Below are 21,304 nucleotides of genomic sequence, written 5' to 3'. Positions count from 1 at the left end.
TCCATATTTGTAAAAAATTTAATAGGTTTCATTGGTTACAATGTTTCGATGACTTGCGATAAAATATTAGTATTTTAATACATATTGCGAGAGTGCTAAAAATTAGTGGAAGAGAGGACATAATCATAATTCTCCAAGCTTCTTAATAACTATGGCATTTTCTTTATAATTTGAGCGTTTATAAGTAATAATATTAAATTGCGCTAATAATCCATTATAGAGAAGAATCTTTCCTACTAATGGCTCTCCGATGTTTGTGATCATTTTAATAACTTCCATTGCTTGTAGGGTCCCAATAACGCCAGGTAAAACACCGATTATTCCAGTTTCAGCGCATGTTGGGATAGTCCCGTGAGCTGGAGGGGTGGGAAATAAATCGCGATAGTGAGGATTATTGTCTTTATACGGCATAAGGACGGTTAATGAGCCATTAAAACGTTCTACAGCACCACTTATTAAGGGTTTTTTGCATTGGGCAGCGTGATCAGCAAGAAGATAGCGCGTCGTAAAATTATCGCTTCCATCAACAATGATGTGGTAAGCATTAAGCAGTTTATCCACATTACTTTTATCTAAGCGTAGGGTGTGTTTTTCAACTACAACATGGGGATTTATTGCTTTTATAGTGGCTTCAGCACTGTCTGTTTTGCTTTTGTTTATTGCATTTGTTTTATGAATAACTTGGCGTTGTAAATTGGAAAGTGAAACGATGTCGTTATCGACAATTCCAAGGGTTCCTACACCTACGGCAGCCAAATAGGTTAAGACAGGAGCACCAAGACCACCAACACCCACAACAAGAACACGTGCTTTTTTTATCTTTTGTTGTCCTACACCACCAATCTCAGGCAAAATGATGTGGCGTGCATAGCGTTCGATTTCTTTGTTGTTTAATTTTGTATCTGTTTCTTTTGTCATAAATTTTCTCTTGTCATAGTTCTTTTATTGTTTACTAAGTTTATGATGCTTAGACCAGTCTGCTTTTAGGATAGGGAGGATTTATTTATGAAAATTGCCATTCAGATGGATCATATTTCAACAGTTCGGATTCAAGGAGATACGACATTTGCACTCGCTTTAGCAGCACAAGAACGTGGACACTCTCTCTTCCATTATACACCAGATCGTTTATCTCTGTATGATGGTTGTGTGATTGCACGACTAGAGCCATTGATTGTACATGATAAAGAGGGAAGCCACTATCAATTAGAAAAGCCTGTTCGCACGGAATTAACAGATATGGATGTGGTTCTTTTACGCCAAGATCCACCTTTTGATCTCAATTATATCACAACGACTCATTTGTTAGAACGTATTCATCCTAAAACACTCGTTGTGAATGATCCGGCATGGGTACGCAACAGTCCAGAAAAAATTTTTGTGACTGAATTTTCTGATCTGATGCCAGAAACATTAATTACCAAAGATATTGAAGAAATAACAGCTTTTAGAGAGACATTTGGCGATATTATTGTTAAACCACTTTATGGAAATGGGGGCGCTGGTATTTTTTATTTAAAACAAGATGATCGCAATTTAGCATCATTGTTGGAAATGTTTTCAGAAATTTATCACGAACCTTTTATTGTTCAGCGCTATTTAGAGGCAGTACGAAAAGGAGATAAAAGGATTATTTTGCTTGATGGTACACCTGTTGGAGCTATTAATAGAATTCCGACAGAAACAGATGTGCGCTCTAATATGCATGTTGGAGGCCGCGCGGAAAATGTTGAGTTAACAAAACGTGATTATGAGATTTGTGAACGCATTGGTCCAGCTTTAAAGGAACGAGGTCTTCTTTTTGTGGGGATTGATGTGATTGGAGATTATATAACAGAAATTAATGTGACGTCTCCTACGGGAATTCGTGAAATTAAACGCTTCTGCGGTACAGATGTTGCTCATTTGTTTTGGGATGTTATTGAGTTCAAGCGTTCAAATGAATTTATTTGACAGAGGACAAAAACATGGTTTTAAAAAATGATCCATGTTGTTTTTTATATTTGTTATGTTGCAAATGTGAACTAGAATGACCGTATGATATAAATTAAGAGGCTTTATCCTCAATTTTTAGGGAGCTTATAGATGAACAGAGTATTATCAATTGGAGTGGGATTGTTTTTTGCGCTACTGCTGTCAGCAAATGGAGGCAATGCGCGCGATCAAATACAGATTACTGGTTCATCTACAGTTTTACCTTATCAAAAGATTGTTGCTGAAACATTTGGAGAAATTTATCCTCATTTTAAGGTTCCTGTTATCGAATCGGGTGGAACAGGAGCTGGTATTAAGGAATTCTGCCGTGGTATTGGGGAGAACACTGTTGATATTGTTAATGCTTCGCGAGCAATGAAACCGAGTGAATTACAGTCTTGTTTTGATGCTGGTGTAAAAGATGTTGAGGAAATACGTATTGGGTATGATGGCATTGTTTTTGCAACTGATATTAAGGGACCTGATTGGAAATTACAGCCAGTAGATGTTTATAAAGCCCTTGCTGCTCGAATTATTATAGACGGAAAGTTGCAACCGAATAATGTTTTGAAATGGAGTGCAGTCAATAGTGCTCTTCCTGATTGGACGATAGCAGCGTATATTCCTGGGGAGAAGCATGGGACACGTGAAGTTTTTGAGGAAAAATTACTTACTAAGGGGTGTAAAGAGAGTGGGGCAGTTGAAGTGATGAAGTCTTTAGGAATGGATGATAAGGAGATACACACTGCTTGTATTGCGGTACGTAAGGATGGAAAAGCGGTTGATATTGATGGTGATTATTCTGAAACATTTGCGCGTCTAACTTCTAATAAAACAGGGGTTGGTATTTTTGGTTTGTCTTTTTATCAAAATAATGCTGATAAACTAAAAGTTGCCGATATTAACGGTTTTGCGCCAACAGTTGAGACGATTTCTAGTGGACAATATCCGGTTTCTCGTCCGCTTTTTTTCTATATTAAGAAAGCACATTTAGGTATTATTTCAGGTTTGCGAGAGTATGTTGACTTTTTTCTTTCTGATCAAATGATTGGTCCAGAGGGTCCTTTGGCTGAATATGGTTTGATTGTTTCTCCTGAAAAGGAGCGTCAAGCACAGCGTTCTGATTTTTCTGCTGGTCGAGTAATGACATTGAAATAACTTGCAGGGAAAATTTGTTGGATTTCTGGGATAGGGAATTTGGATGCTATTTTTTTATAAAAACTGAAAGATAAAATGCGCATTTCCTTTATTATTTTGTTATTATTGATTTTTGGATTTTGTGGTTTTTGTATTTCTTATATGCGAGCACGCATTCTTGAATACAGACAACATAAAATGCATTCTCGTGCGTATTATTATGGCTGGTGGACATTTTTGATTACTGTTATTCCAGCTTTTATTTTTTTAATTGTTTGGGATGCTGGGAGTACAATTTATTTAGAATATAATGCCTCTCGAGAGCTTGAGGCGTATAGTGCGCATGTAACAGAGCCTGTAAATCACGATCTACTTTGGGAGACACTTCGAAGTCTCGTCAAAAAGATTCATCGCTTTGAGGGGAATCTTTCTACCGCTTCCTATAAGGAAGTGCAGGCACAATTACTCGCGAAGGGATGGATTTTACCCGATGAAGCATCAGATGATGTGTTCAAAATAGCACAGTCGTGGGTATTTTCTTCTGAAAAGCTTAAATTTATAGGTTATGTTTTCCTTTTTGCTATTGCGTCCTTTGGTTTTATCTGTGGAATGATGCAAATTGCGCCTCATCAACGTGCGCGTAATAAGGTTGAATCTTTTATTATTATTGGATTGATTTGTGCATCTATTGTTGCAGTCTTGACAACAATAGCCATTGCGCTTTCTATGCTTTTTCAGACAGTAAGCTTTTTTCAGTCTGTATCCTTTTCAAATTTCTTTTTAGGAACAGTTTGGGATCCACGTTTTTCCGCGAGCGGTTCAGGCGATGAAGTAGGACAATTTGGTTTAATACCGCTTCTTGCTGGTACGCTTTATATTGCATTTGTTGCCATGCTTTTTGCTGTACCTATAGGACTATTTTCAGCTCTTTATATGGCTGAGTATGCTTCTGCGCGATTGCGAGCAATTGTAAAACCATTATTGGAAGTTCTTGCTGGCATCCCAACCATTGTTTATGGTTTTTTTGCTTTGAAGGTTGTAGGACCATTTTTACGTGATCTTTCTGTTTCTCTCTCAGGTGGGGTTGGTTTTATTATGGCACAAAGTGTTTTGACCGCTGGAGTTGTGATGGGAATTATGTTGATACCTTTTGTTTCCTCTTTATCGGATGATGTTATTACGGCTGTTCCACGCATTTTACGTGAAGGTTCTTATGGTTTAGGCGCAACACAATCTGAAACAATTAAAAAAGTTGTTATACCAGCAGCGCTTCCAGGGATTATGGGGGCTATATTGTTGACGGCATCGCGTGCAATTGGAGAAACAATGATTGTGGTTTTGGCGGCAGGTGTTGCAGCAAACTTAACACTCAATCCTTTCGAAGCAATGACTACGATGACTGTTAAGATTGTTAATCAATTGACCGGTGATTTTGAGTTTAATTCTCCACAAACTCTGGTGGCTTTTGCCTTAGGGATGACGCTTTTTGTTATGACACTTTTGATGAATATTCTGGCTCTTTATATTGTGCGTAAATATCGGGAACAATATGAATGAATGAAGATTTTTTTCCTCGTCGCAATATTAGTCTCAAGCGTCGATATTGGGCTGAACGTCGTTTTCGTGCCTATGGTTTGATTGCCATTTTTATTGGTTTGTTTTTTTTATTTGCGCTTTTATGGTCTATCATTAGTCAGGGTTATACAGCTTTTTTTCAAAGTGAAATGACATTGTCGATTTATTTGGATGAAAAGATCATCGATCCAAGTGGTCAACGTAAAACAAAACCACAAGTTCTCATGACGGCGAATTATCCACTTCTTGTACGCAATGCTTTAGCAAAGAAACTTAATATCAATCAAAATGATCGAGCCTCTCTTCGGGACGTTAACCGTATGTTTTCAAATGGTGTCCGCGTTCAACTACGTGAAATGGTGACAAAGAATCCAAAATTGATTGGCACAATGCAAAAAGTTAAAGTTTTGGCATCTGCGGATATTGATTCTGCTTATAAGGGACAGATTGATCTGCGTGTAGCAGAAAAAAACCGTAAAGTTTCTAATCGACAAGTGGAATGGATAAAACGTTTAGCGCATGATGGTACGCTTCATAAAACATTTAATATTGGTTTTTTTACATTTGGCGCTTCAAGTCGTCCTGAGACTGCGGGATTAGGTGTTGCGATTATTGGTTCTCTTTATATGATAGGCATCGTTTTATTAGTTTCACTTCCAATAGGCATAGCAACGGCTCTTTATTTGGAAGAATATGCACGCAAAAATAAATTTACAGATTTTATAGAGGTTAATATCAATAATCTTGCAGCTGTTCCTTCGATTGTGTTTGGTCTTTTAGGACTCTCTTTTTTTGTTAATTTTTTAGGATTACCACGTTCAGCCTCCTTTGTTGGTGGTCTTGTTTTAGCGCTCATGACTCTTCCCACGATCATTATTGCAACACGTTCTGCTCTGCGTGCTGTTCCTCTCTCTATTCGTGCAGCAGCTTTAGGACTGGGAGCATCAAAAACACAAATGATTTTTCATCATGTTGTTCCTTTAGCAGCGCCTGGCATTTTGACAGGCACAATTATTGGAATTGCTCAGGCTTTGGGTGAAACAGCTCCTTTGCTTTTGATTGGAATGGTTGCTTTTGTTGTTAATATTCCTACGACCCCCATGGATCCAGCAACGGCTTTGCCTGTTCAAATTTTTATGTGGGCGGGGGAAGCAGAGCGTGCTTTTGTTGAAAAGACATCAGGTGCTATTATTGTATTGATGATTTTTCTTGCGATCATGAATATTTCTGCGGTTTTTTTACGACGACGATTTGAACGCCGCCAGTAATTTTAATAAAATAACAACTTTGATAAGATTTTTGTAAGGTGAATTTTTGTAATGAAGATTAAAATGCGTGGTGAGGATGTGAAGGTTTCTTATGGAGACAAAGAAGCACTCCACGGTATTACACTTGATATTCCTGAACATCAAGTAACTGCTTTGATTGGTCCATCAGGATGCGGAAAGTCGACTTTTTTGCGTTGTTTTAACCGTATGAATGATACGATTGAAGGCGCTAAAACAACCGGTCTTATTACCTTAGATGGGGAGAATATTTATGACACACGGATTGATGTTGTAGAATTGCGCGCTCGTGTTGGAATGGTTTTTCAAAAGCCCAGTCCTTTTCCAAAATCTATATTTGAGAATGTTGCGTATGGTCCACGCATTCATGGTTTAGTAAAAACGCGCTCTGAATTGCATGATGTCGTTGAAAAGAGTTTGAGGCAGGCAGGTTTGTTTGAAGAAGTAAAAGACCGTCTTCATGATCTTGGAACAAGTTTATCAGGGGGACAACAACAGCGTTTGTGTATTGCACGTGCTATTGCGGTTAGTCCTGAAGTTATTTTGATGGATGAGCCTTGTTCAGCTCTTGATCCTATTGCGACAGCACGGATTGAAGAGCTTATCGATGCATTACGGCAAAATTATACAATTGTTATCGTAACGCATTCTATGCAACAGGCTGCACGTGTTTCTCAATATACGGCTATGTTTCATTTAGGGCATTTGGTAGAAGTTGGTGCGACTGAAATGATCTTTACCTCACCAAAAGAGCAACGGACACAAGATTATATTACGGGGCGTTTTGGATAGGTGAATTGAGGAGTGTAAGATATGTCTATGAACCATACTGTCCGTTCTTATGATGCAGAACTAAAATATTTAAGAGCAAGGATTATAGAAATGGGGAGCCATGCAGAAAGGATGATTGAACGTTCTGTCGCATCGGTTGTGTGTAGTGATCTTCAACTTGCAACGACAGTGATTGCCGATGATGTATTTTTAGATGAAGCAGAACGTGACATTGATGAAAAAGCGGTTGCTATTATTTGCAAACGCCAACCGATGGCTGTCGATTTGCGTGAAATTATTGGAGCCATTCGTATTTCTTCTGATCTTGAGCGGATTGGGGATATGGCCAAAAACATTGCTAAAAGGACGGTTGCACTTTCAGAAATACGACAATCTGCTTCTGTTTATCATGGGCTTGAAACAATTACAGCTTTAGCACTCAATCAATTAAAAGAAGTCTTAAATGCTTATACGAGTCGCCTATTAGAGCGTGTTGACGCGGTGCGTGAGCGTGATGAGAAGATTGATGCTTTGTATACTTCTCTTTTTCGTGAACTTTTGACGTATATGATGGAAGATATGCGCAATATTACGGTTTGTACGCACTTACTGTTTTGTTTAAAGAATATTGAACGAATTGGTGATCATGTTACTAATATTGCTGAAATGCTGCATTATATCATAACGGGTTACCATATGTCCTCTGATCGTCCTCGCGATGACCTTACTTATAAAGTTGGAGTAGGTGAGAAGAAAATAGATTAAAATTTTTCTTATATGTATAAAATAAGTTTGTAGATATGTGAGTATTTTCTTACAGTGCAGCTATAGAAAGAATAAGATAACCGTCTTATGGAAAAGCACAAAGAAGCAACAAAGAGTTTTTTCAGAGAAGCGTGGCAGATTGCTAACTCTTGGTTTGACATATTTGTATATTAGATGATATCATCACTCGTATTGTGGCCGGAGGGGAGTTTTCTAGGGGAATTTCCTTTCAGATCATTTTGTTAAAATTTTATATTAAAGGGGATATCTGTATTATTTTTTCGTATGTAGAAGAAATGGATAGCGTTATTTTACTATAATTGAAACGTATGGGTTATTATAGCCTATATTGAACCATGAATAATAACAATATTGATCTATAAATTAAGAGTTTTTTATTTTTTATTTTGCATAGATACTTTATTGATTACCTCTTGTATTAAAATTTTGCTGAGTGGTAACAATTAGCTATGTACTTTATTGAGAGATACATTTAAAGCTCATTTCAAGACTTGAATAGCTCAGAGATTATAGGAATGTGTTGCATAAGATGAAAAAAAATCGTTGGAATGTATTTGTTACCTGTTGTGTAGCGCCGTTAGTTGTTGTGGGGTGTGCTTCAAATCATTTAGATACTGGAAAAATAAATAATAATAAGACAAAAACGGTTACGTATCCATTGACAGAGCGTCAATGTCTTATGCGAGCGATGTATTTTGAATCAAATCGCACAAGCCGTGAAGGAATGATTGCCGTTGGAACGGTTGTTATGAATCGTGTTAATTCAACCGCCTATCCTAAGACAATTTGTGGTGTTGTTGGTCAATATAGGCAATTTGCTCCTGGTGTTTTAACGCGTCCTATGACGGAGAAAGCATCTGTTGCTCGTGTAAGAGAGGCAGCTGATGCCGTTTTACGGGGTGAACGAGATAAGAAAGTTAAACACGCTAAGTTTTTTCATACCGCTGGTTTGTCTTTTCCGTATAAAAACATGCATTATGTTCAGGTTGCAGGGGGAAATGCTTTTTATGAAAAACGATCAAGTGATGGGGCACTTCAAGTTCCTACAAATAATCGCCCTTATGATGTTGCTTATGCTTTTGCTCAAGAACGTTCTGGTCATGCGCCAAGCTTTATAGATGAAGGCTTAGAGAGTAGGGGAGTAAAGGCAGAGAAAAGTACATCTCATTCGACAGAAGTAGCACAATCCAAGACGTCACATCCAGCGCCTTTTGCTATGGTACAGCTTGATAAAGTTCCTATCCCTGCCTATGCACCTCAACATCTAGCTAGGAAAGAGGAAAATAAAACGATTATGGCTTTACCTTCATCCGATCAGTTAAATGCAATTGTTGCAATGTTAGAAAAACGACACAGAAACTGGTAAGTTTTTCATGACCAAAGAAGGGTTATACACCCATTGCGGTTTATGAATTAAGTGAATTTTAGCGATAATGATACGCATAAATATACATAGAGAAAGCGAACTCAAAGGATCTGAAAAACAATTTATAATATGACGACATAAAGAACGCATTCTATTTAAAGAAGGGTATTGGTAATGTACTTTGATATTCATGAGACAATTTTGCCTGAAATGCTTAATCGTCTTGCAGAAATTACAGTGAAAGTGGGGTTGAATTTACAAGAGGGGCAAGATCTTGTTTTAACTGCTCCAGTTTCAGCGTTACCTTTTGTTCGGCGTATTGCATATCATGCTTATAAGGTTGGTGCTGGTGTCATTACACCAATTTTTAGTGATGATATATTATCGCTTACACGGTTTGAAAATGCCCATACAGCTAGTTTTGATTGTGCTCCTTCTTGGCTTTATGAGGGAATGGCAAAGGCTTTTGAAAATGGGGCAGCGCGTTTAGCGATTGTTGGTGATAATCCTTTGCTCCTTTCCAATCAGGATTTTGATAAGGTTTCACGTTTAAATAAAGCCACTTCAATAGCTTATCAGCCGGCACTCAAGCAAATATCAAATTTTGCTATGAATTGGTCGATTGTTGCTTATCCAACAGCAGGGTGGGCTGAGGCGATGTTTCCTTCTTTATCGCTTAATGAGGCGATTAAAAAATTAGCTGATGCAATTTTTTCTGCTTCACGTGTTACAGAAGAAGATCCGGTACAGGCGTGGACTGTCCATAATGCACATTTGAAGAAACGATCATCTTGGCTTAATGAGCAGCGTTTTTCTGCCTTACACTTTACAGGGCCAGGAACTGATTTGACGGTTGGTTTGGCAGATGATCATGAATGGCATGGCGGTGCATCTGTTGCTCAAAATGGTGTTATTTGCAATCCGAATATTCCGACAGAAGAAGTTTTCACGACTCCTCATGCTCATAAGGTTGAAGGTTTCGTTCGCTCAACAAAGCCCCTTTCCTATCAAGGAACTCTGGTTGATAATATTGAAGTACGTTTTGACGCAGGGCGTATTGTTGAGGCTCGTGCATCAACAGGCCAAGAAGTTTTACAGCAGGTTTTGCAAAGTGATGAGGGTGCAAGCCGGTTGGGTGAAGTTGCCCTTGTGCCCCATTCTTCACCAATTTCTAAGAGTGGCCTCCTTTTTTATAATACCTTATTTGATGAAAATGCTGCATGTCATATTGCTTTAGGTCAGTGTTATTCCAAATGCTTTTTAGATGGGGCATCATTGACGTCAGAAGAGATTGCAGCACGTGGTGGGAATAAAAGTGTCATTCATATTGACTGGATGATTGGTTCTGGCGAAATTGACATAGATGGCATTACCCAAGATGGTGTAAGAGTTCCTGTATTTCGTAAGGGTGAATGGGCTTAATTTTGTTACCATAAAACACGGTCATTTGAGGTGGGGTGGGATGTAAGCCTCATTGATACGTTAAGTATTTTAGAGTGTGTGGTATATATTCAAGGCAGGGTTTGTCCATAAAGCCTTTAGTTAAATGATTCACATGAGTAGGAATCCAAGTAAAATCCACTCATCAAGAATTTGTTTAGTAGATGTAGAGGAAGTCTTCGTTCTTTGAGGGGGGTGGGAAGAAGTCAATTTATCAGAGATACGATTGGAAAGTGTATAATTATTAAAGAAGAGTAATGCCTGAGCTTCCTGAAGTAGAGACAGTTCGTCGTGGACTTGAGTCCGTTGTAACTGATGCAAAGATAGTATCTGTCAAACTTAATCGTAGAGATTTGCGCTTTCCTTTTCCTGAGGCTTTTTCTGAGCGCCTTATTGGCAGAACAATTATAGAACTTGGTCGGCGTGCAAAATATTTATTATTTCATCTTTCTCAGAATGAAACGATTTTAAGCCATTTAGGAATGTCTGGTTCATGGCGTATAGAGAATGATCTTTTAAGAACAGTTTTTTCAACGACAAGTAAATTGGTTAAGCATGATCATTTTGTCATGGATATTCAGACAAAGAATGGTGAAGTTTATCATCTTATTTATAATGATGTGCGTCGCTTTGGGTTTATGCTTTTAGTCGATACGGATAAGCTTTATGAACATCCACTTTTAAATAAGCTAGGTCTTGAACCTATGAGTAATTCGTTTTCTGGTCGTTATTTACAAAAGGCTTTTGTTAATAAAAAAATGTCTCTCAAGGGTGTTTTACTTGATCAGTCTATTGTTGCAGGTCTTGGGAATATTTATGTTTGCGAAGCACTTTGGCGGAGTCGTTTGTCTCCACAACGTGGTGCATTTACATTGGCATCACAAACGGCACGGGCACGTGAATTTGCAGATTCTTTAGCACAAAATATACGCAATGTGATTTCTGAAGCCATTTTGTCTGGTGGCTCTTCTTTACGTGATTATATGCATATAGATGGTTCACTTGGTTATTTTCAGCATGCTTTTTCAGTTTATGGACGAGAAGGCAAGCAATGTTTGGAATGTGGAGCGCCTATTATGCGCATTTTACAGGCTGGACGTTCAAGTTTTTACTGCTCACAATGTCAAAAATGAATAAGGCGTCTTGCAAAATCTTACAAGAGGCTTAAAGTCATCGTATCTATAATATAATTACACAAGGCTTGAAAGGTTTTTTTTATGCTGAATAAAGTACTAACACATCTTGATGGAAATATAGAGAAGAGCCTTGAACGCCTTTTTTCTCTTTTACGTTTTCAATCGATTTCTACAGACTCGGCTTACAAGGATGCATGTCGTAAAGCAGCTGATTGGTTAGTAGAGGATTTAAAAAGCATCGGTTTTGAGGCTTCACGCCGTGATACACCGGGGCATCCAATGGTTGTTGGGCATCATCCTGGACCTTCAGATGATTGTTTGCATGTGTTGTTTTACGGACATTATGATGTTCAACCTGTTGATCCATTGAGTTTATGGGAGGATGATCCATTTACACCTTCTTTAAAAGAGAGAGATGGAGAGAAAGTTATTTGTGCTCGTGGAGCTTCAGATGACAAAGGTCAGTTGATGACTTTTATTGAAGCATGTCGTGCATTTAAGAAAGAAACAGGGCAGCTTCCTATTAAAGTTACTATTTTATGTGAAGGCGAGGAAGAGAGTGCTTCTCCTTCCCTTATTCCTTTTTTAAAAGCAAATACAGATGAACTTAAGGCAGATTATGCATTGGTTTGTGACACGTCAATGTGGGATGCGAATACTCCATCTATTGCTCTTTCTCTTCGGGGAATTATGGCAGAAGAGATTATTATCACAGCAGCTAATCGTGATTTGCATTCTGGTTATTTTGGAGGAGTAGCAGCTAACCCCATTCGTATTTTAACGAAAATCTTAGCAGGACTTCACGATGAAAATAATAGGGCAACACTTCCTGGTTTTTATGATGGAGTAGAAGAAACACCTCCACATATTTTACAATCATGGAATGCGCTTAATTGTACTGCTGAAAATTTTCTTGGTCCTATAGGACTTTCTGTTCCAGCTGGTGAAAAAGGGCGGAGCATTTTAGAGCTTGTATGGGCACGTCCTACCATGGAAATTAATGGTATTAGTGGCGGCTATGAAGGGGAAGGGATGAAAACGGTTATTGCTTCTCAAGCGAGTGCAAAAGTATCGTGTCGTTTGGTGCATAAGCAAGATCCAGAGAAAATACGCCAAGCGTTGCGTGATTATGTACGTAGCTCAATTCCTGCTGATTGTAAGGTTGAGTTTAAGAATCACGGTTCTTCTCCGGCACTTCAGATTTCTGATGATTCATCTTTTATCAAGGAGGCGAAGGATGCCTTATCACAAGAGTGGGAAGTGCCTGCTGTCTTGACAGCCATGGGGGGCTCGATCCCAATTGTAGCAGATTTTCGGTCAATTCTTGGCATGGAAACTCTTTTGGTTGGTTTTGGACTGGCTGATGACCGTATTCATTCGCCTAATGAAAAGTATAATTTAAAATCATTTCATAAGGGGCAGCGGTCTTGGGCGCGTATTCTTGCAGCTTTAGCAAATAGGAGGGTAAATGGCTGAGATTCGTGTTCATCAAGGTGATTTACCAAACTTAGATAATTATCAAACTGATGCTGTTGCGATTGATACCGAAACTTTAGGATTACAACCCCATCGTGATCGTTTATGCGTTGTTCAGCTTTCTTCTGGAGATGGTACTGCCGATATTATACAGATTGCTAAAGGACAAAAGAATGCACCTAATTTGGTCAAGCTTCTTAAAGATAAAGCAGTCGTAAAAATATTCCATTTTGGGCGTTTTGATCTTGCTATTTTAGCACATACATTTGGTGTTATGCCAGAGGCTATTTTTTGTACAAAGATTGCTTCGAAACTCACGCGTACTTACACGGATCGTCATGGCTTGAAAGAAATTTGTAATGAATTGCTGAATGTGAATATTTCTAAACAGCAACAATCTTCGGATTGGGCGGCAGAAACGTTATCACAGGCGCAAATTGAATATGCTGCGTCGGATGTGTTATATTTGCATCGTTTAAAGGTTATATTTGAAGAACGTTTAAGACGTGAAGAGCGAGAAAATGTTGCCAAGGCATGCTTTCAATTTTTGCCTATGAGAGCTAGGCTTGATCTTTTAGGATGGGCGGAAGTTGATATTTTTGCGCATAGCTAACTTTAAAATTGGCTTTTAATGGAGTTAATTATTGATGTGAGAGGACAAAATGCTTGTACATTATGGACATTTTATCCTCTCATCTTTTCTGATAAGAATTATAATAAATTCTTAAGTGCTATTTCATTTGAAGTTTAGGCAATAAAAGTACTTTTGCGAATTCATATTTTTTATTTTTGTAACAGCTTTTATTTGAAACAAAGCAATTTTGAGGAGAGGCTGGAAACATACGGTGATTGGAAGACTTAAATCTCTGCAACCGGTATACAGCCTAATTGGGGGAGAATATGAATGTGTAAATGTAAAAACCAAATCTCATCTTTACCATCATTTTTAATTCGGCTTTACGACTTTCAAAAGTATTTAAAGCAATGTCTGTTAAATAATAGAGATTACGCATTGCCTCATGTTTTTAATGGATTTACGTTCTTCGTGTAAAACAGAACGCCCTAAACGGAATATATTTGTGTTGCTAATTCATGTGCTTTTTTAAAGAAACCGGCACCCAAATCCATTTTACGGCGGCGCTTATGAATGGTATAACGATAAAGCCCCCAAAAATATGATATAAAATTCATTGAGCACTCTCATTTTTACGCTTACGGAGTAACAAGCTGCTACCATCACACCACTTTGCCAACTCCCAATGTTGTGTAGCCCTTGGTACGGTTCATAAGAGACATTTTTAGTCTTTTTAGTGTTTTTTATCCACACAGCTTTCCCCACTTATAACGTGCAAACAAATGGTTTTGATTGATTCAACATGAAAAAGATTTTGAATGAGAGAATCTTATGATATTTAGGGTTCTCAGTCAATATGAATAACGCTAAATTATCATTATAAATCAGTATATTATATGAAGTTCGTATAGTTTATTATTTTCAGACGATACTTTGTGCCTTTATTTATTACTCAATAAGTAATTTCTATGTTGGCAGAGCAGGGCAATTTGCTTTTATTTTAAAAGCAAAATGCTCCAAAGCTTTATTTTTAAGGATTTTCACTTTTTATCTATAAACACATTATTTTTCTCTGGAAATTTGCAATGAAGGCACTAGATAAAATCCATTATGAATATTTGATGAGGTTAAATTTATGAATATAAAATATTTTATTACAGCTTTTGCTACTTTTGCTTCAATTTCTATGGCTCAAGGTGCAAGTTTTTTAGCGTCTCAAAATCTTATACAGAGAGCATCTTCGACTGTTCCTCCAATAGGTTTTTTTTCTGGTGAACAGCTTTGCAAGTTATTATCTGAAGTTTTTCAGATAGAACTTTCTTGCACAAATAACAGCGAATGCATAACAGCAGCTAAGTTAGTACCTGTGTTACATTCTGGTAAAAAAAGAGATCATTATCCTAAAAGAAGACCAGGGAAAAGAGGACGGCCAAACCCATTTGCACGAGGTCCAATGAGTTTTTAAAAAGTGAAAAAACAACATCAAGAAGTATAATATATGCTTTGAAGTTGAAAAAGAGGGATATTTTTTCTGCCAAATTCATGATTTTTAAAGCAAGGGGTGGTTTGAAAACTTTAAGAAAGATTTCTCATTTTTTCAGCTTTAAGGAGATTTCTATATAAGTTTTAATGTTTATCATACCGGTTGTTTGTCTTTAGGTATTTTTTTCAATTTCGTCTTGTAAAGGAGTATGAAATGATAGCCTACAAATAAGGCTGAAGCTCTGAAAAAGACTTTACTATAAGGTTGAGAGAAGAAAAAAATGGTAAGTATGTCAAAAAGGAATAAATGCCTAAATTAAAAACAAAGAGCAAATGTAATGAAATTGCATGTAATCTTGTTGCAGTTCATAGGGTAGTGGAGATCTTGTTCTGTCGGGTACAAGCATTCTTTACAGTGATGAAAAAATAATCAAAGAGCTATTCACATTTGGTTATACGAAGGATGAAGCTAAAAACGTTGTTTGTATGAATTTAAATGGAACAGTTACATTTAGCTGCTCTCAATATTGTAACGGTCTTCACTATTACAATATTGAGAGTATTAATAGGAAGCATTTTAGCTTTTAAATAGTTTTATTTATTCACACACTTGCTCGTTTGTGAGGTGCTGGGGGGGCTTTAATATAAAAAGGCTTAAGATAAGAACATCTTCAATATTGCAGACGAATTAATATAAAAGATATTTTTATCATTATAAATCAATATATTATATTTTCATTCCAATAGCACACGCTTTACACGGAGGGTACTGTGGCGCAGTTTTTTTATCAAAATGATAAAGGAGAGAAAACGTGAGGAAAAGAGATCATTTGTGCATGGGCATAGTTTAATTCTCATTTATTACAGATCAAGCAATTAAGGGTACTTTGATTGGCTTTTTGTTTTTTTTATAAGTGTATCATTTTTGCTACAGATATCTGAAGATGGGGCTCTATATGAAATGGTGTGTTCAAATAAATATTCAGCTATGGAGAGAAAATATGAATATGAAATGGTTAATAACAGCTTCTGCTTTCGCTTTTGTTTCAGCTTCAGCAGCTCAAGCAGCAGATGTTATTGTTCCCCCCAGTCCAACACCTGTTGCTCCCGTTATTGTTGCTCCAACTTTTTCTTGGACAGGTTTTTATGTTGGGGGGCAGATTGGTGGTTTTTCGGGTAAGACGAAAATGGATATTCTCAGTAACGGAAAAAAGATTCCAGCACCTGATGACCTTTTGCCTAAACTATCTGGTTTCATGGGTGGTTTTTACGCAGGTTCCAACGTTGATCTCGGCAATGGCCTTATTTTAGGTGTTGATACAGATATCATGTGGTCTAATAAAGATGACACGAAGACAGGAAAAACATATGTTATTCTTCCAGATCACATAAATTATATTAAGAAGATATTAACAGAATCTGGAATTAATATTGGTAAAGATGCGCTTGTACCTGGTGATAAACGAACCCACAGTTTCACTTTTAAAGAAAAGTGGGCTGGTGCGACACGTGTACGTATTGGTTTTGCAGCTGAACGCATTATGCCTTATGTTGCTGGTGGTATCGCCTATACACAGCTTCAAGATAGTGCATTGATTTCAATAACAGGGAAAGATTCAGATAAAGTAATAGCTTCTGGTACTCTGTCTGATGAAACAAAGACCCTTGTTGGTTACACGCTTGGTGCTGGTGTTGATTTAGCCATGACCAATAACGTTATTGTCCGTGCGGAATATCGTTACTCAGATTTTGGTAAAAAGAAATTCTCAAATGATAAATATGAGACATCTTACAAAACCAATGACTTCCGTGTTGGTGTTGCTTACAAATTTTAATAGATGATAAGTTAAATAACAGAGGTGCTGTCGAAGACAGCACCTCTGTTATTCTCTGTTGCTATATTATCACACAATACATAATTTATTGTGGATGTGAAAAGATATTATTCAGATTTTCTTAAAAAAATTCATAGACAACAAACAAGAATTACATTTAAAAATCAATAATATATATATATATATATATCTTTAGGTTTCTCGTACAAAATCAAGTTATGAAGCAATTTTGTCTGGGATGTGCCCTCCATTTTCTGTGACTGTATCATTTTTACTACAGCTTTTCTTTCTGTAATCTTGTAGCACTGTGCTCATAAATAAATTAGGAGCAAAGTTTATGAATATAAAATCTTTAGTAACAACTTCTGTTATCGCTATAGCAGCAGCTTCTGCAGCACAAGCTGCTGATGTTGTCATCCCTCATGAAACAGCCCCAGCAGTCATCGCAGCAGCCCCTTCATTTTCTTGGACAGGCTTTTATATCGGTGGTCAAGTTGGTAACTTTTCAAGTAAAGTTGATGTATACGATTCAGCGACGAACAATAAAATTAGTGACAAAGATTGGATGCCTAAGCCTTCTGGTTTCATGGGTGGTATCTATGTAGGTTCCAATGTGGATCTTGGAAATGGCCTCATTCTAGGTGTTGAAACTGATGCCGTCTGGGCAGACCGCGAAGAATCAAAAGACCGCGCTGCGGAAACTGTTGGAGCAGGTTATGATGAGACTTTTGACAAACTCAAACCTAAGTATGCTTCAGGAAAAAATAAAACCTCTATCACGGCGACAAGCAAAAAGATGAATAGCGTTTCTCTAAAAGCAAAATGGTCTGGTGCTACACGCGTTCGTGTTGGTTTTGCAGCCGTTGATCGCATTATGCCTTATGTTGCTGGTGGTATTGCTTATGCACAGGTACAAAAAGTTGATTCGATTAAGGTAAAAGATGAAAATAATGCAGATATTGGTACTGCTACCGTTTCTGATGCATCAAAAACGATGGTTGGTTTCACTGTAGGTGGTGGTATTGACTTTGCAATGACAGACAATGTTCTGTTGCGTGCAGAATATCGTTACTCAGACTATGGTAAAAAAGCATTTGTAAAGAACGGGGATAAAGTAGCTTACAAAACCAATGATTTCCGTGTTGGTGTTGCATACAAATTCTAATTTCGTCAACAACGAAATAAACTTCCAAGAGGCTCTGTCAAAGACAGGGCCTCTATTCTTTTCTGTTGTTATATTATCACATACCCTATATTTATTAGGGGAGTAAAAGATATTATTCAGATTTCCTTAAAAAGATTTTTATAAACGAGAGACAATAATTACGCGGTAAAATCAATGAATTATACGTATTCATAATTTACAATTTCTTGTGAAACGTGAAGTTATGAAATGACTTTATCTTGCGTCAGCTTTCGTTTCCTATGATTGTATCATTTTACTACAGCGTTTTTTTGTAGTCGTATAATACTGTGCTCGTAAATAAATGAGGAGCAAAGTTTACGAATATAAAATCTTCAGTAACAACTTTTGTTATCGCTATGACTACAGCTTCTGCGGCACAAGCTGCTGATATTGTCATTCCTCGTAAAAAAGCTCCAACAGTTATCATAGCTCTTTCGTTTTCTTAGACAGGTTTTTATCTTGGTGGTCAAGTTGGCAACTTTTCAAGTCAAAGTTTATGTATTTGATTTAGAGACAAAAGAAAAAAACTTCAGATAAAGATGCACTACCTAAGCCTTCAGGTTTCATAGGTGGTATTTATTTTAGGTTCCAACGTATATCTTTGAAATGTCCTCATTCTAAGTGTTGAAACCGATGCAGTCTGGGCAGACTGAGGAGAGACGAAGACGGTCTCAAAGATTCTTGCGATTGATGAATTTGATGATTTTAATGATGAATTTAAAGATGCTGGTGTCACATTGGATGAAAATGAAAAGTTTCAAAAGGGTGACACAGCAGTGTATTGCATTGGTTTCAAAGAAAATGGTCTGGTGCAACACGGGTTCGTGTTGGTTTTTCCGTCGCTGACAGTATTATGCCTTATGTGGCTGATGGTATTGCTTATGCGCAAATACAGGGTGTTGGTAAAGTTTCAGGAACAAACAAAATTGGCAAATGGGTAAGCCAAGTAAAGAAGTTTCTGCTACAGTATTTGATAAAATAAAAACGATGGAGGGTTTCACCCTTGGTGGTGGTATAGATTTCGCGATGACAGATCATGTTCTGCTTCGTGCGGAGTACCGTTACTCAGACTTTGGTAAGAAGGAATATAAAAAGTATTACCTTAAACTAGGCTACACAACCAATGACTTTCACGTAGGTATCGCTTACAAGTTCTAATTTCATCAAAAGTGCAATTATGAATAAAAAGTATTAATAAAAAATTAAATTTCCAAAAGATATTGACTTTTACAAAAGCGCTGTTTTCTGGGCTTTTATTTGTACGACTGTGACATTTTTACTACAGCTTTTCTATTTATAATCTTGTAAGGTCGTTTTGTAGTTAATTTAGGAGCAAAATTATGAATACAAAATCTTTAATAGCAACTTCTATTGCCGCTTTAATTTCAGCTTCTGCAGCACAAGCTGCTGACGTGGTGATCCCTCGTGAAACAGCCCCAGCAGTTATCGCGGCAGCCCCTTCGTTTTCTTGGACAGGCTTTTATCTTGGTGGTCAAGTTGGTAACTTTTCGAGTAAAACTAAAGTAACTATTCCAGGAGAAGATAAAGAACTTGTCAAAAAAGATAACACACCTAGTCCTTCTGGTTTCATGGGTGGGATTTATGCCGGATCTAACGTAGACCTTGGAAATGGTCTCATTCTCGGTGTTGAAACCGATGCAGTTTGGGCAGACCGTGAAGAATCAAAAACAGCCCGTGAATTGACTCTTACTAAAGAAGATGTGGCATTTTTTAATAATGCCCTTGAAAAAGCTAAGGTTGAATTAAAAGATCAGCAACGGTTTGAAATAGGTGACAAGGTAACGGAAAAGCACAGTTACAAAGAAAAATGGTCTGGTGCTACACGCGTTCGTATCGGTTTTGCTGCTGTTGACCGTATTATGCCTTATGTTGCTGGTGGTATTGCCTATGCGCAGGTACAGGGTATTCAATCAGTTACAGGAAAAGGAGAGAGAGTTAAAGTTGAACAGAAAGCTGATGTGGTTGAAAACCCATCAATTAAGCAAAATGTAGATTTGACTGGTGGTACTTGGGCTGATGACACGAAGACAATGGTTGGTTTCACTATTGGCGGCGGTGTTGACTTTGCAATGACCGACAACGTTCTTTTACGTGCAGAATACCGTTACTCCGATTTTGGTAAAAAGAAATTCGCCAACGATACACGTGAATTCAACTACAAAACCAATGACTTCCGTGTAGGTGTCGCTTACAAATTCTAATTTCGTAAAAATGAAATTATTAGCACAAAAAATACTAAGGCCTCGTTTAACGGGGCCTTTATTTTATTAGCTCTCTATTTTATTTCTCTTAATCTCTTTTATTTTTTATTGGTATCATTTTGTATTATAAGGCTTAAAAAAGTTTTATATTATAAAAGGCGAATTAGTAGTATGCAGCGATTTTATAACTACTTATTACATAAAATCTTATATTACGGCTATCATTTTACACTTAAGTGAAAAGTATTTAATTAATCTCAGAAATAGGACAATATCATAACCAGTGGCGAACTTTAGTCTACTTTTATATACTAGATTAGAGCGAGCATACTACATATATCTGTTAGAGTAAGTTCTGAAACGGGAATACAGCCTCATTGGGGAAGAATATAAAGTTACAAAGAGAAAAACTAGTTTCCAACTTTATCATCTTCTTTTAATTTAGCTTTACGTTTTTGTTTATTGCATTTCTTAATGGGATCATACTCCTCATGCAAAACAGAACGCCCTAAACGGAATACACTTGTTGTTGTGTATTCACACATTTGTTTTAAATAAATATTTTTCAAAGTACATCAAGCCCACTTCTCTCTGGAAAAGATTTGAATATTTTAGGCTCTGATGTTCAAGCAACGGATAAACTTCTCTTGCAAGCTGAGAGGAATGTTTCGATTGATGCCACACGCAACAGTGCCAATAGCCATCGCGGGGATCAAACCTTTCATGTTGCCTTACACAATGGCTCTCATTTAAGTTCTGGAAAAGAGACCACTGTTCTCTCTGGAAAAGATATCCATATGGCTGCTTCCGATATAGATGCCAAGGGTAATGTTGCTCTTGGCGCCCAAGGGGAGATAGCGATAGGGGTAAGAAACGATGAGATGGAGTATCATCTTCGCACCAAAAACACGAAAGTGGATATGCAAGCCTCTCATGCCGTTGGCTCTTCGATAAAATCGGGAGGTGACACCACGGTCATTGCAGGGCAGGATGGCAAACCGCATGATCTTAGCATCACAGGCAGTTCCATTGCGGCTGATGGCAAGGTAGGGCTGAAA

At 37.5% G+C, this 21,304-nt stretch carries 17 protein-coding genes and 3 pseudogenes; 17 read left to right on the top strand and 3 right to left on the bottom strand.

All coding sequences use genetic code 11. The annotated features are described in order from the left end of the window. Positions 1–123: 123 nt before the first annotated feature. On the bottom strand, positions 124–918 hold the full coding sequence (locus tag ACFILY_RS05765; RefSeq protein ID WP_375637605.1) for a molybdopterin-synthase adenylyltransferase MoeB: 795 nt from the start codon (positions 916–918) through the stop codon (positions 124–126). 87 nt (positions 919–1,005) lie between these two features. On the opposite strand from ACFILY_RS05765, the gene gshB reads away from it, so the two are divergent. The 11 genes from gshB to ACFILY_RS05710 all read left to right on the top strand — a co-directional run bounded on the left by gshB (position 1,006) and on the right by ACFILY_RS05710 (position 13,560). Continuing rightward, a complete protein-coding gene (gene gshB, locus ACFILY_RS05760) occupies positions 1,006–1,953 on the top strand; it encodes a glutathione synthase (RefSeq protein WP_375631061.1) in 948 nt (315 codons plus the stop codon). 132 nt (positions 1,954–2,085) lie between these two features. Further along, complete coding sequence (locus ACFILY_RS05755; protein WP_375631060.1) at positions 2,086–3,132, top strand: substrate-binding domain-containing protein; 1,047 nt, start codon at positions 2,086–2,088, stop codon at positions 3,130–3,132. Positions 3,133–3,207: 75 nt separating this feature from the next. Beyond that, positions 3,208–4,668, top strand: coding sequence for a phosphate ABC transporter permease subunit PstC (gene pstC / locus ACFILY_RS05750; RefSeq protein WP_375637606.1), 1,461 nt, complete (start codon positions 3,208–3,210; stop codon positions 4,666–4,668). After that, positions 4,665–5,954 (top strand): phosphate ABC transporter permease PstA, encoded by a 1,290-nt coding sequence (gene pstA, locus ACFILY_RS05745; protein ID WP_375631059.1) that lies wholly within the window; start codon positions 4,665–4,667, stop codon positions 5,952–5,954. The genes pstC and pstA overlap by 4 nt, the downstream gene beginning before the upstream one ends. A 51-nt stretch (positions 5,955–6,005) precedes the next feature. Continuing rightward, the gene (gene pstB, locus ACFILY_RS05740; RefSeq protein WP_273790565.1) at positions 6,006–6,764 is read left to right on the top strand and encodes a phosphate ABC transporter ATP-binding protein PstB; all 759 of its coding nucleotides are present in this window, start codon (positions 6,006–6,008) and stop codon (positions 6,762–6,764) included. 21 nt (positions 6,765–6,785) lie between these two features. After that, a complete protein-coding gene (gene phoU, locus ACFILY_RS05735) occupies positions 6,786–7,508 on the top strand; it encodes a phosphate signaling complex protein PhoU (RefSeq protein ID WP_273790564.1) in 723 nt (240 codons plus the stop codon). A gap of 550 nt (positions 7,509–8,058) precedes the next feature. Continuing rightward, complete coding sequence (locus ACFILY_RS05730; protein ID WP_273790563.1) at positions 8,059–8,895, top strand: cell wall hydrolase; 837 nt, start codon at positions 8,059–8,061, stop codon at positions 8,893–8,895. 174 nt (positions 8,896–9,069) lie between these two features. Then, positions 9,070–10,317, top strand: a complete 1,248-nt coding sequence (locus ACFILY_RS05725) for an aminopeptidase (protein WP_375637607.1) — start codon at positions 9,070–9,072, stop codon at positions 10,315–10,317. Positions 10,318–10,592: 275 nt separating this feature from the next. Continuing rightward, positions 10,593–11,468 carry a bifunctional DNA-formamidopyrimidine glycosylase/DNA-(apurinic or apyrimidinic site) lyase gene (gene mutM / locus ACFILY_RS05720; protein ID WP_375631056.1) on the top strand — a complete coding sequence of 292 codons (876 nt, stop codon included), beginning with the start codon at positions 10,593–10,595 and terminating at the stop codon, positions 11,466–11,468. An 84-nt stretch (positions 11,469–11,552) separates the two neighbouring features. After that, positions 11,553–12,947 (top strand): M20/M25/M40 family metallo-hydrolase, encoded by a 1,395-nt coding sequence (locus ACFILY_RS05715; RefSeq protein WP_273790560.1) that lies wholly within the window; start codon positions 11,553–11,555, stop codon positions 12,945–12,947. Further along, on the top strand, positions 12,940–13,560 hold the full coding sequence (locus ACFILY_RS05710) for a ribonuclease D (protein WP_273790559.1): 621 nt from the start codon (positions 12,940–12,942) through the stop codon (positions 13,558–13,560). The genes ACFILY_RS05715 and ACFILY_RS05710 overlap by 8 nt, the downstream gene beginning before the upstream one ends. A gap of 248 nt (positions 13,561–13,808) precedes the next feature. Here ACFILY_RS05710 and ACFILY_RS05705 read toward each other — a convergent pair. Further along, positions 13,809–14,243, bottom strand: a pseudogene (locus tag ACFILY_RS05705) (integrase); the annotation flags it as partial. 413 nt (positions 14,244–14,656) lie between these two features. Here ACFILY_RS05705 and ACFILY_RS05700 point away from each other — a divergent pair. From ACFILY_RS05700 to ACFILY_RS05690, 3 genes are all read left to right on the top strand, one after another. Then, a complete protein-coding gene (locus ACFILY_RS05700; protein WP_375631055.1) occupies positions 14,657–14,986 on the top strand; it encodes a hypothetical protein in 330 nt (109 codons plus the stop codon). 1,018 nt (positions 14,987–16,004) lie between these two features. After that, positions 16,005–16,838, top strand: coding sequence for an outer membrane protein (locus ACFILY_RS05695; protein WP_375631054.1), 834 nt, complete (start codon positions 16,005–16,007; stop codon positions 16,836–16,838). 337 nt (positions 16,839–17,175) lie between these two features. Then, on the top strand, positions 17,176–18,003 hold the full coding sequence (locus ACFILY_RS05690) for an outer membrane protein (protein WP_375631053.1): 828 nt from the start codon (positions 17,176–17,178) through the stop codon (positions 18,001–18,003). A 277-nt stretch (positions 18,004–18,280) separates the two neighbouring features. Here ACFILY_RS05690 and ACFILY_RS05685 read toward each other — a convergent pair whose 3' ends face one another. Then, entirely contained in the window at positions 18,281–18,451 is a 171-nt protein-coding gene (locus tag ACFILY_RS05685; protein WP_273790651.1) for a hypothetical protein, read from the bottom strand. Between ACFILY_RS05685 and ACFILY_RS05680 the strand changes: the two are divergent. The 3 genes and pseudogenes from ACFILY_RS05680 to ACFILY_RS05670 all read left to right on the top strand — a co-directional run. Continuing rightward, a pseudogene (locus ACFILY_RS05680) lies at positions 18,381–19,182 on the top strand (outer membrane protein). The gene ACFILY_RS05685 and the pseudogene ACFILY_RS05680 overlap by 71 nt on opposite strands. A 182-nt stretch (positions 19,183–19,364) precedes the next feature. Further along, positions 19,365–20,246, top strand: a complete 882-nt coding sequence (locus ACFILY_RS05675) for an outer membrane protein (protein WP_375631052.1) — start codon at positions 19,365–19,367, stop codon at positions 20,244–20,246. Between the two features lie 575 nt (positions 20,247–20,821). Then, positions 20,822–21,304, top strand: a pseudogene (locus ACFILY_RS05670) (hemagglutinin repeat-containing protein); the annotation flags it as partial.

This window comes from Bartonella sp. CL25QHWL (genome assembly GCF_042195335.1).
Classification (GTDB): domain Bacteria; phylum Pseudomonadota; class Alphaproteobacteria; order Rhizobiales; family Rhizobiaceae; genus Bartonella.
The sequence above is the reverse complement of the archived record's forward strand: the minus strand, read 5'-3'. Positions and strand labels throughout refer to the sequence as shown.

Excerpts from the sequence above, each read along its gene's own strand:
- ACFILY_RS05675 (WP_375631052.1), top strand. The coding sequence starts at position 19,365 with ATGAATACAAAATCTTTAATAGCAACTTCTATTGCCGCTTTAATTTCA.
- ACFILY_RS05695 (WP_375631054.1), top strand. The coding sequence starts at position 16,005 with ATGAATATGAAATGGTTAATAACAGCTTCTGCTTTCGCTTTTGTTTCA.
- ACFILY_RS05690 (WP_375631053.1), top strand. The coding sequence starts at position 17,176 with ATGAATATAAAATCTTTAGTAACAACTTCTGTTATCGCTATAGCAGCA.
- ACFILY_RS05685 (WP_273790651.1), bottom strand. The coding sequence starts at position 18,451 with ATGATAACTGTTGGAGCTTTTTTACGAGGAATGACAATATCAGCAGCT.
- gshB (WP_375631061.1), top strand. The coding sequence starts at position 1,006 with ATGAAAATTGCCATTCAGATGGATCATATTTCAACAGTTCGGATTCAA.
- ACFILY_RS05715 (WP_273790560.1), top strand. The coding sequence starts at position 11,553 with ATGCTGAATAAAGTACTAACACATCTTGATGGAAATATAGAGAAGAGC.
- pstB (WP_273790565.1), top strand. The coding sequence starts at position 6,006 with ATGAAGATTAAAATGCGTGGTGAGGATGTGAAGGTTTCTTATGGAGAC.
- phoU (WP_273790564.1), top strand. The coding sequence starts at position 6,786 with ATGTCTATGAACCATACTGTCCGTTCTTATGATGCAGAACTAAAATAT.
- ACFILY_RS05725 (WP_375637607.1), top strand. The coding sequence starts at position 9,070 with ATGTACTTTGATATTCATGAGACAATTTTGCCTGAAATGCTTAATCGT.
- mutM (WP_375631056.1), top strand. The coding sequence starts at position 10,593 with ATGCCTGAGCTTCCTGAAGTAGAGACAGTTCGTCGTGGACTTGAGTCC.
- ACFILY_RS05755 (WP_375631060.1), top strand. The coding sequence starts at position 2,086 with ATGAACAGAGTATTATCAATTGGAGTGGGATTGTTTTTTGCGCTACTG.
- pstC (WP_375637606.1), top strand. The coding sequence starts at position 3,208 with ATGCGCATTTCCTTTATTATTTTGTTATTATTGATTTTTGGATTTTGT.
- pstA (WP_375631059.1), top strand. The coding sequence starts at position 4,665 with ATGAATGAAGATTTTTTTCCTCGTCGCAATATTAGTCTCAAGCGTCGA.
- ACFILY_RS05765 (WP_375637605.1), bottom strand. The coding sequence starts at position 918 with ATGACAAAAGAAACAGATACAAAATTAAACAACAAAGAAATCGAACGC.
- ACFILY_RS05730 (WP_273790563.1), top strand. The coding sequence starts at position 8,059 with ATGAAAAAAAATCGTTGGAATGTATTTGTTACCTGTTGTGTAGCGCCG.
- ACFILY_RS05700 (WP_375631055.1), top strand. The coding sequence starts at position 14,657 with ATGAATATAAAATATTTTATTACAGCTTTTGCTACTTTTGCTTCAATT.
- ACFILY_RS05710 (WP_273790559.1), top strand. The coding sequence starts at position 12,940 with ATGGCTGAGATTCGTGTTCATCAAGGTGATTTACCAAACTTAGATAAT.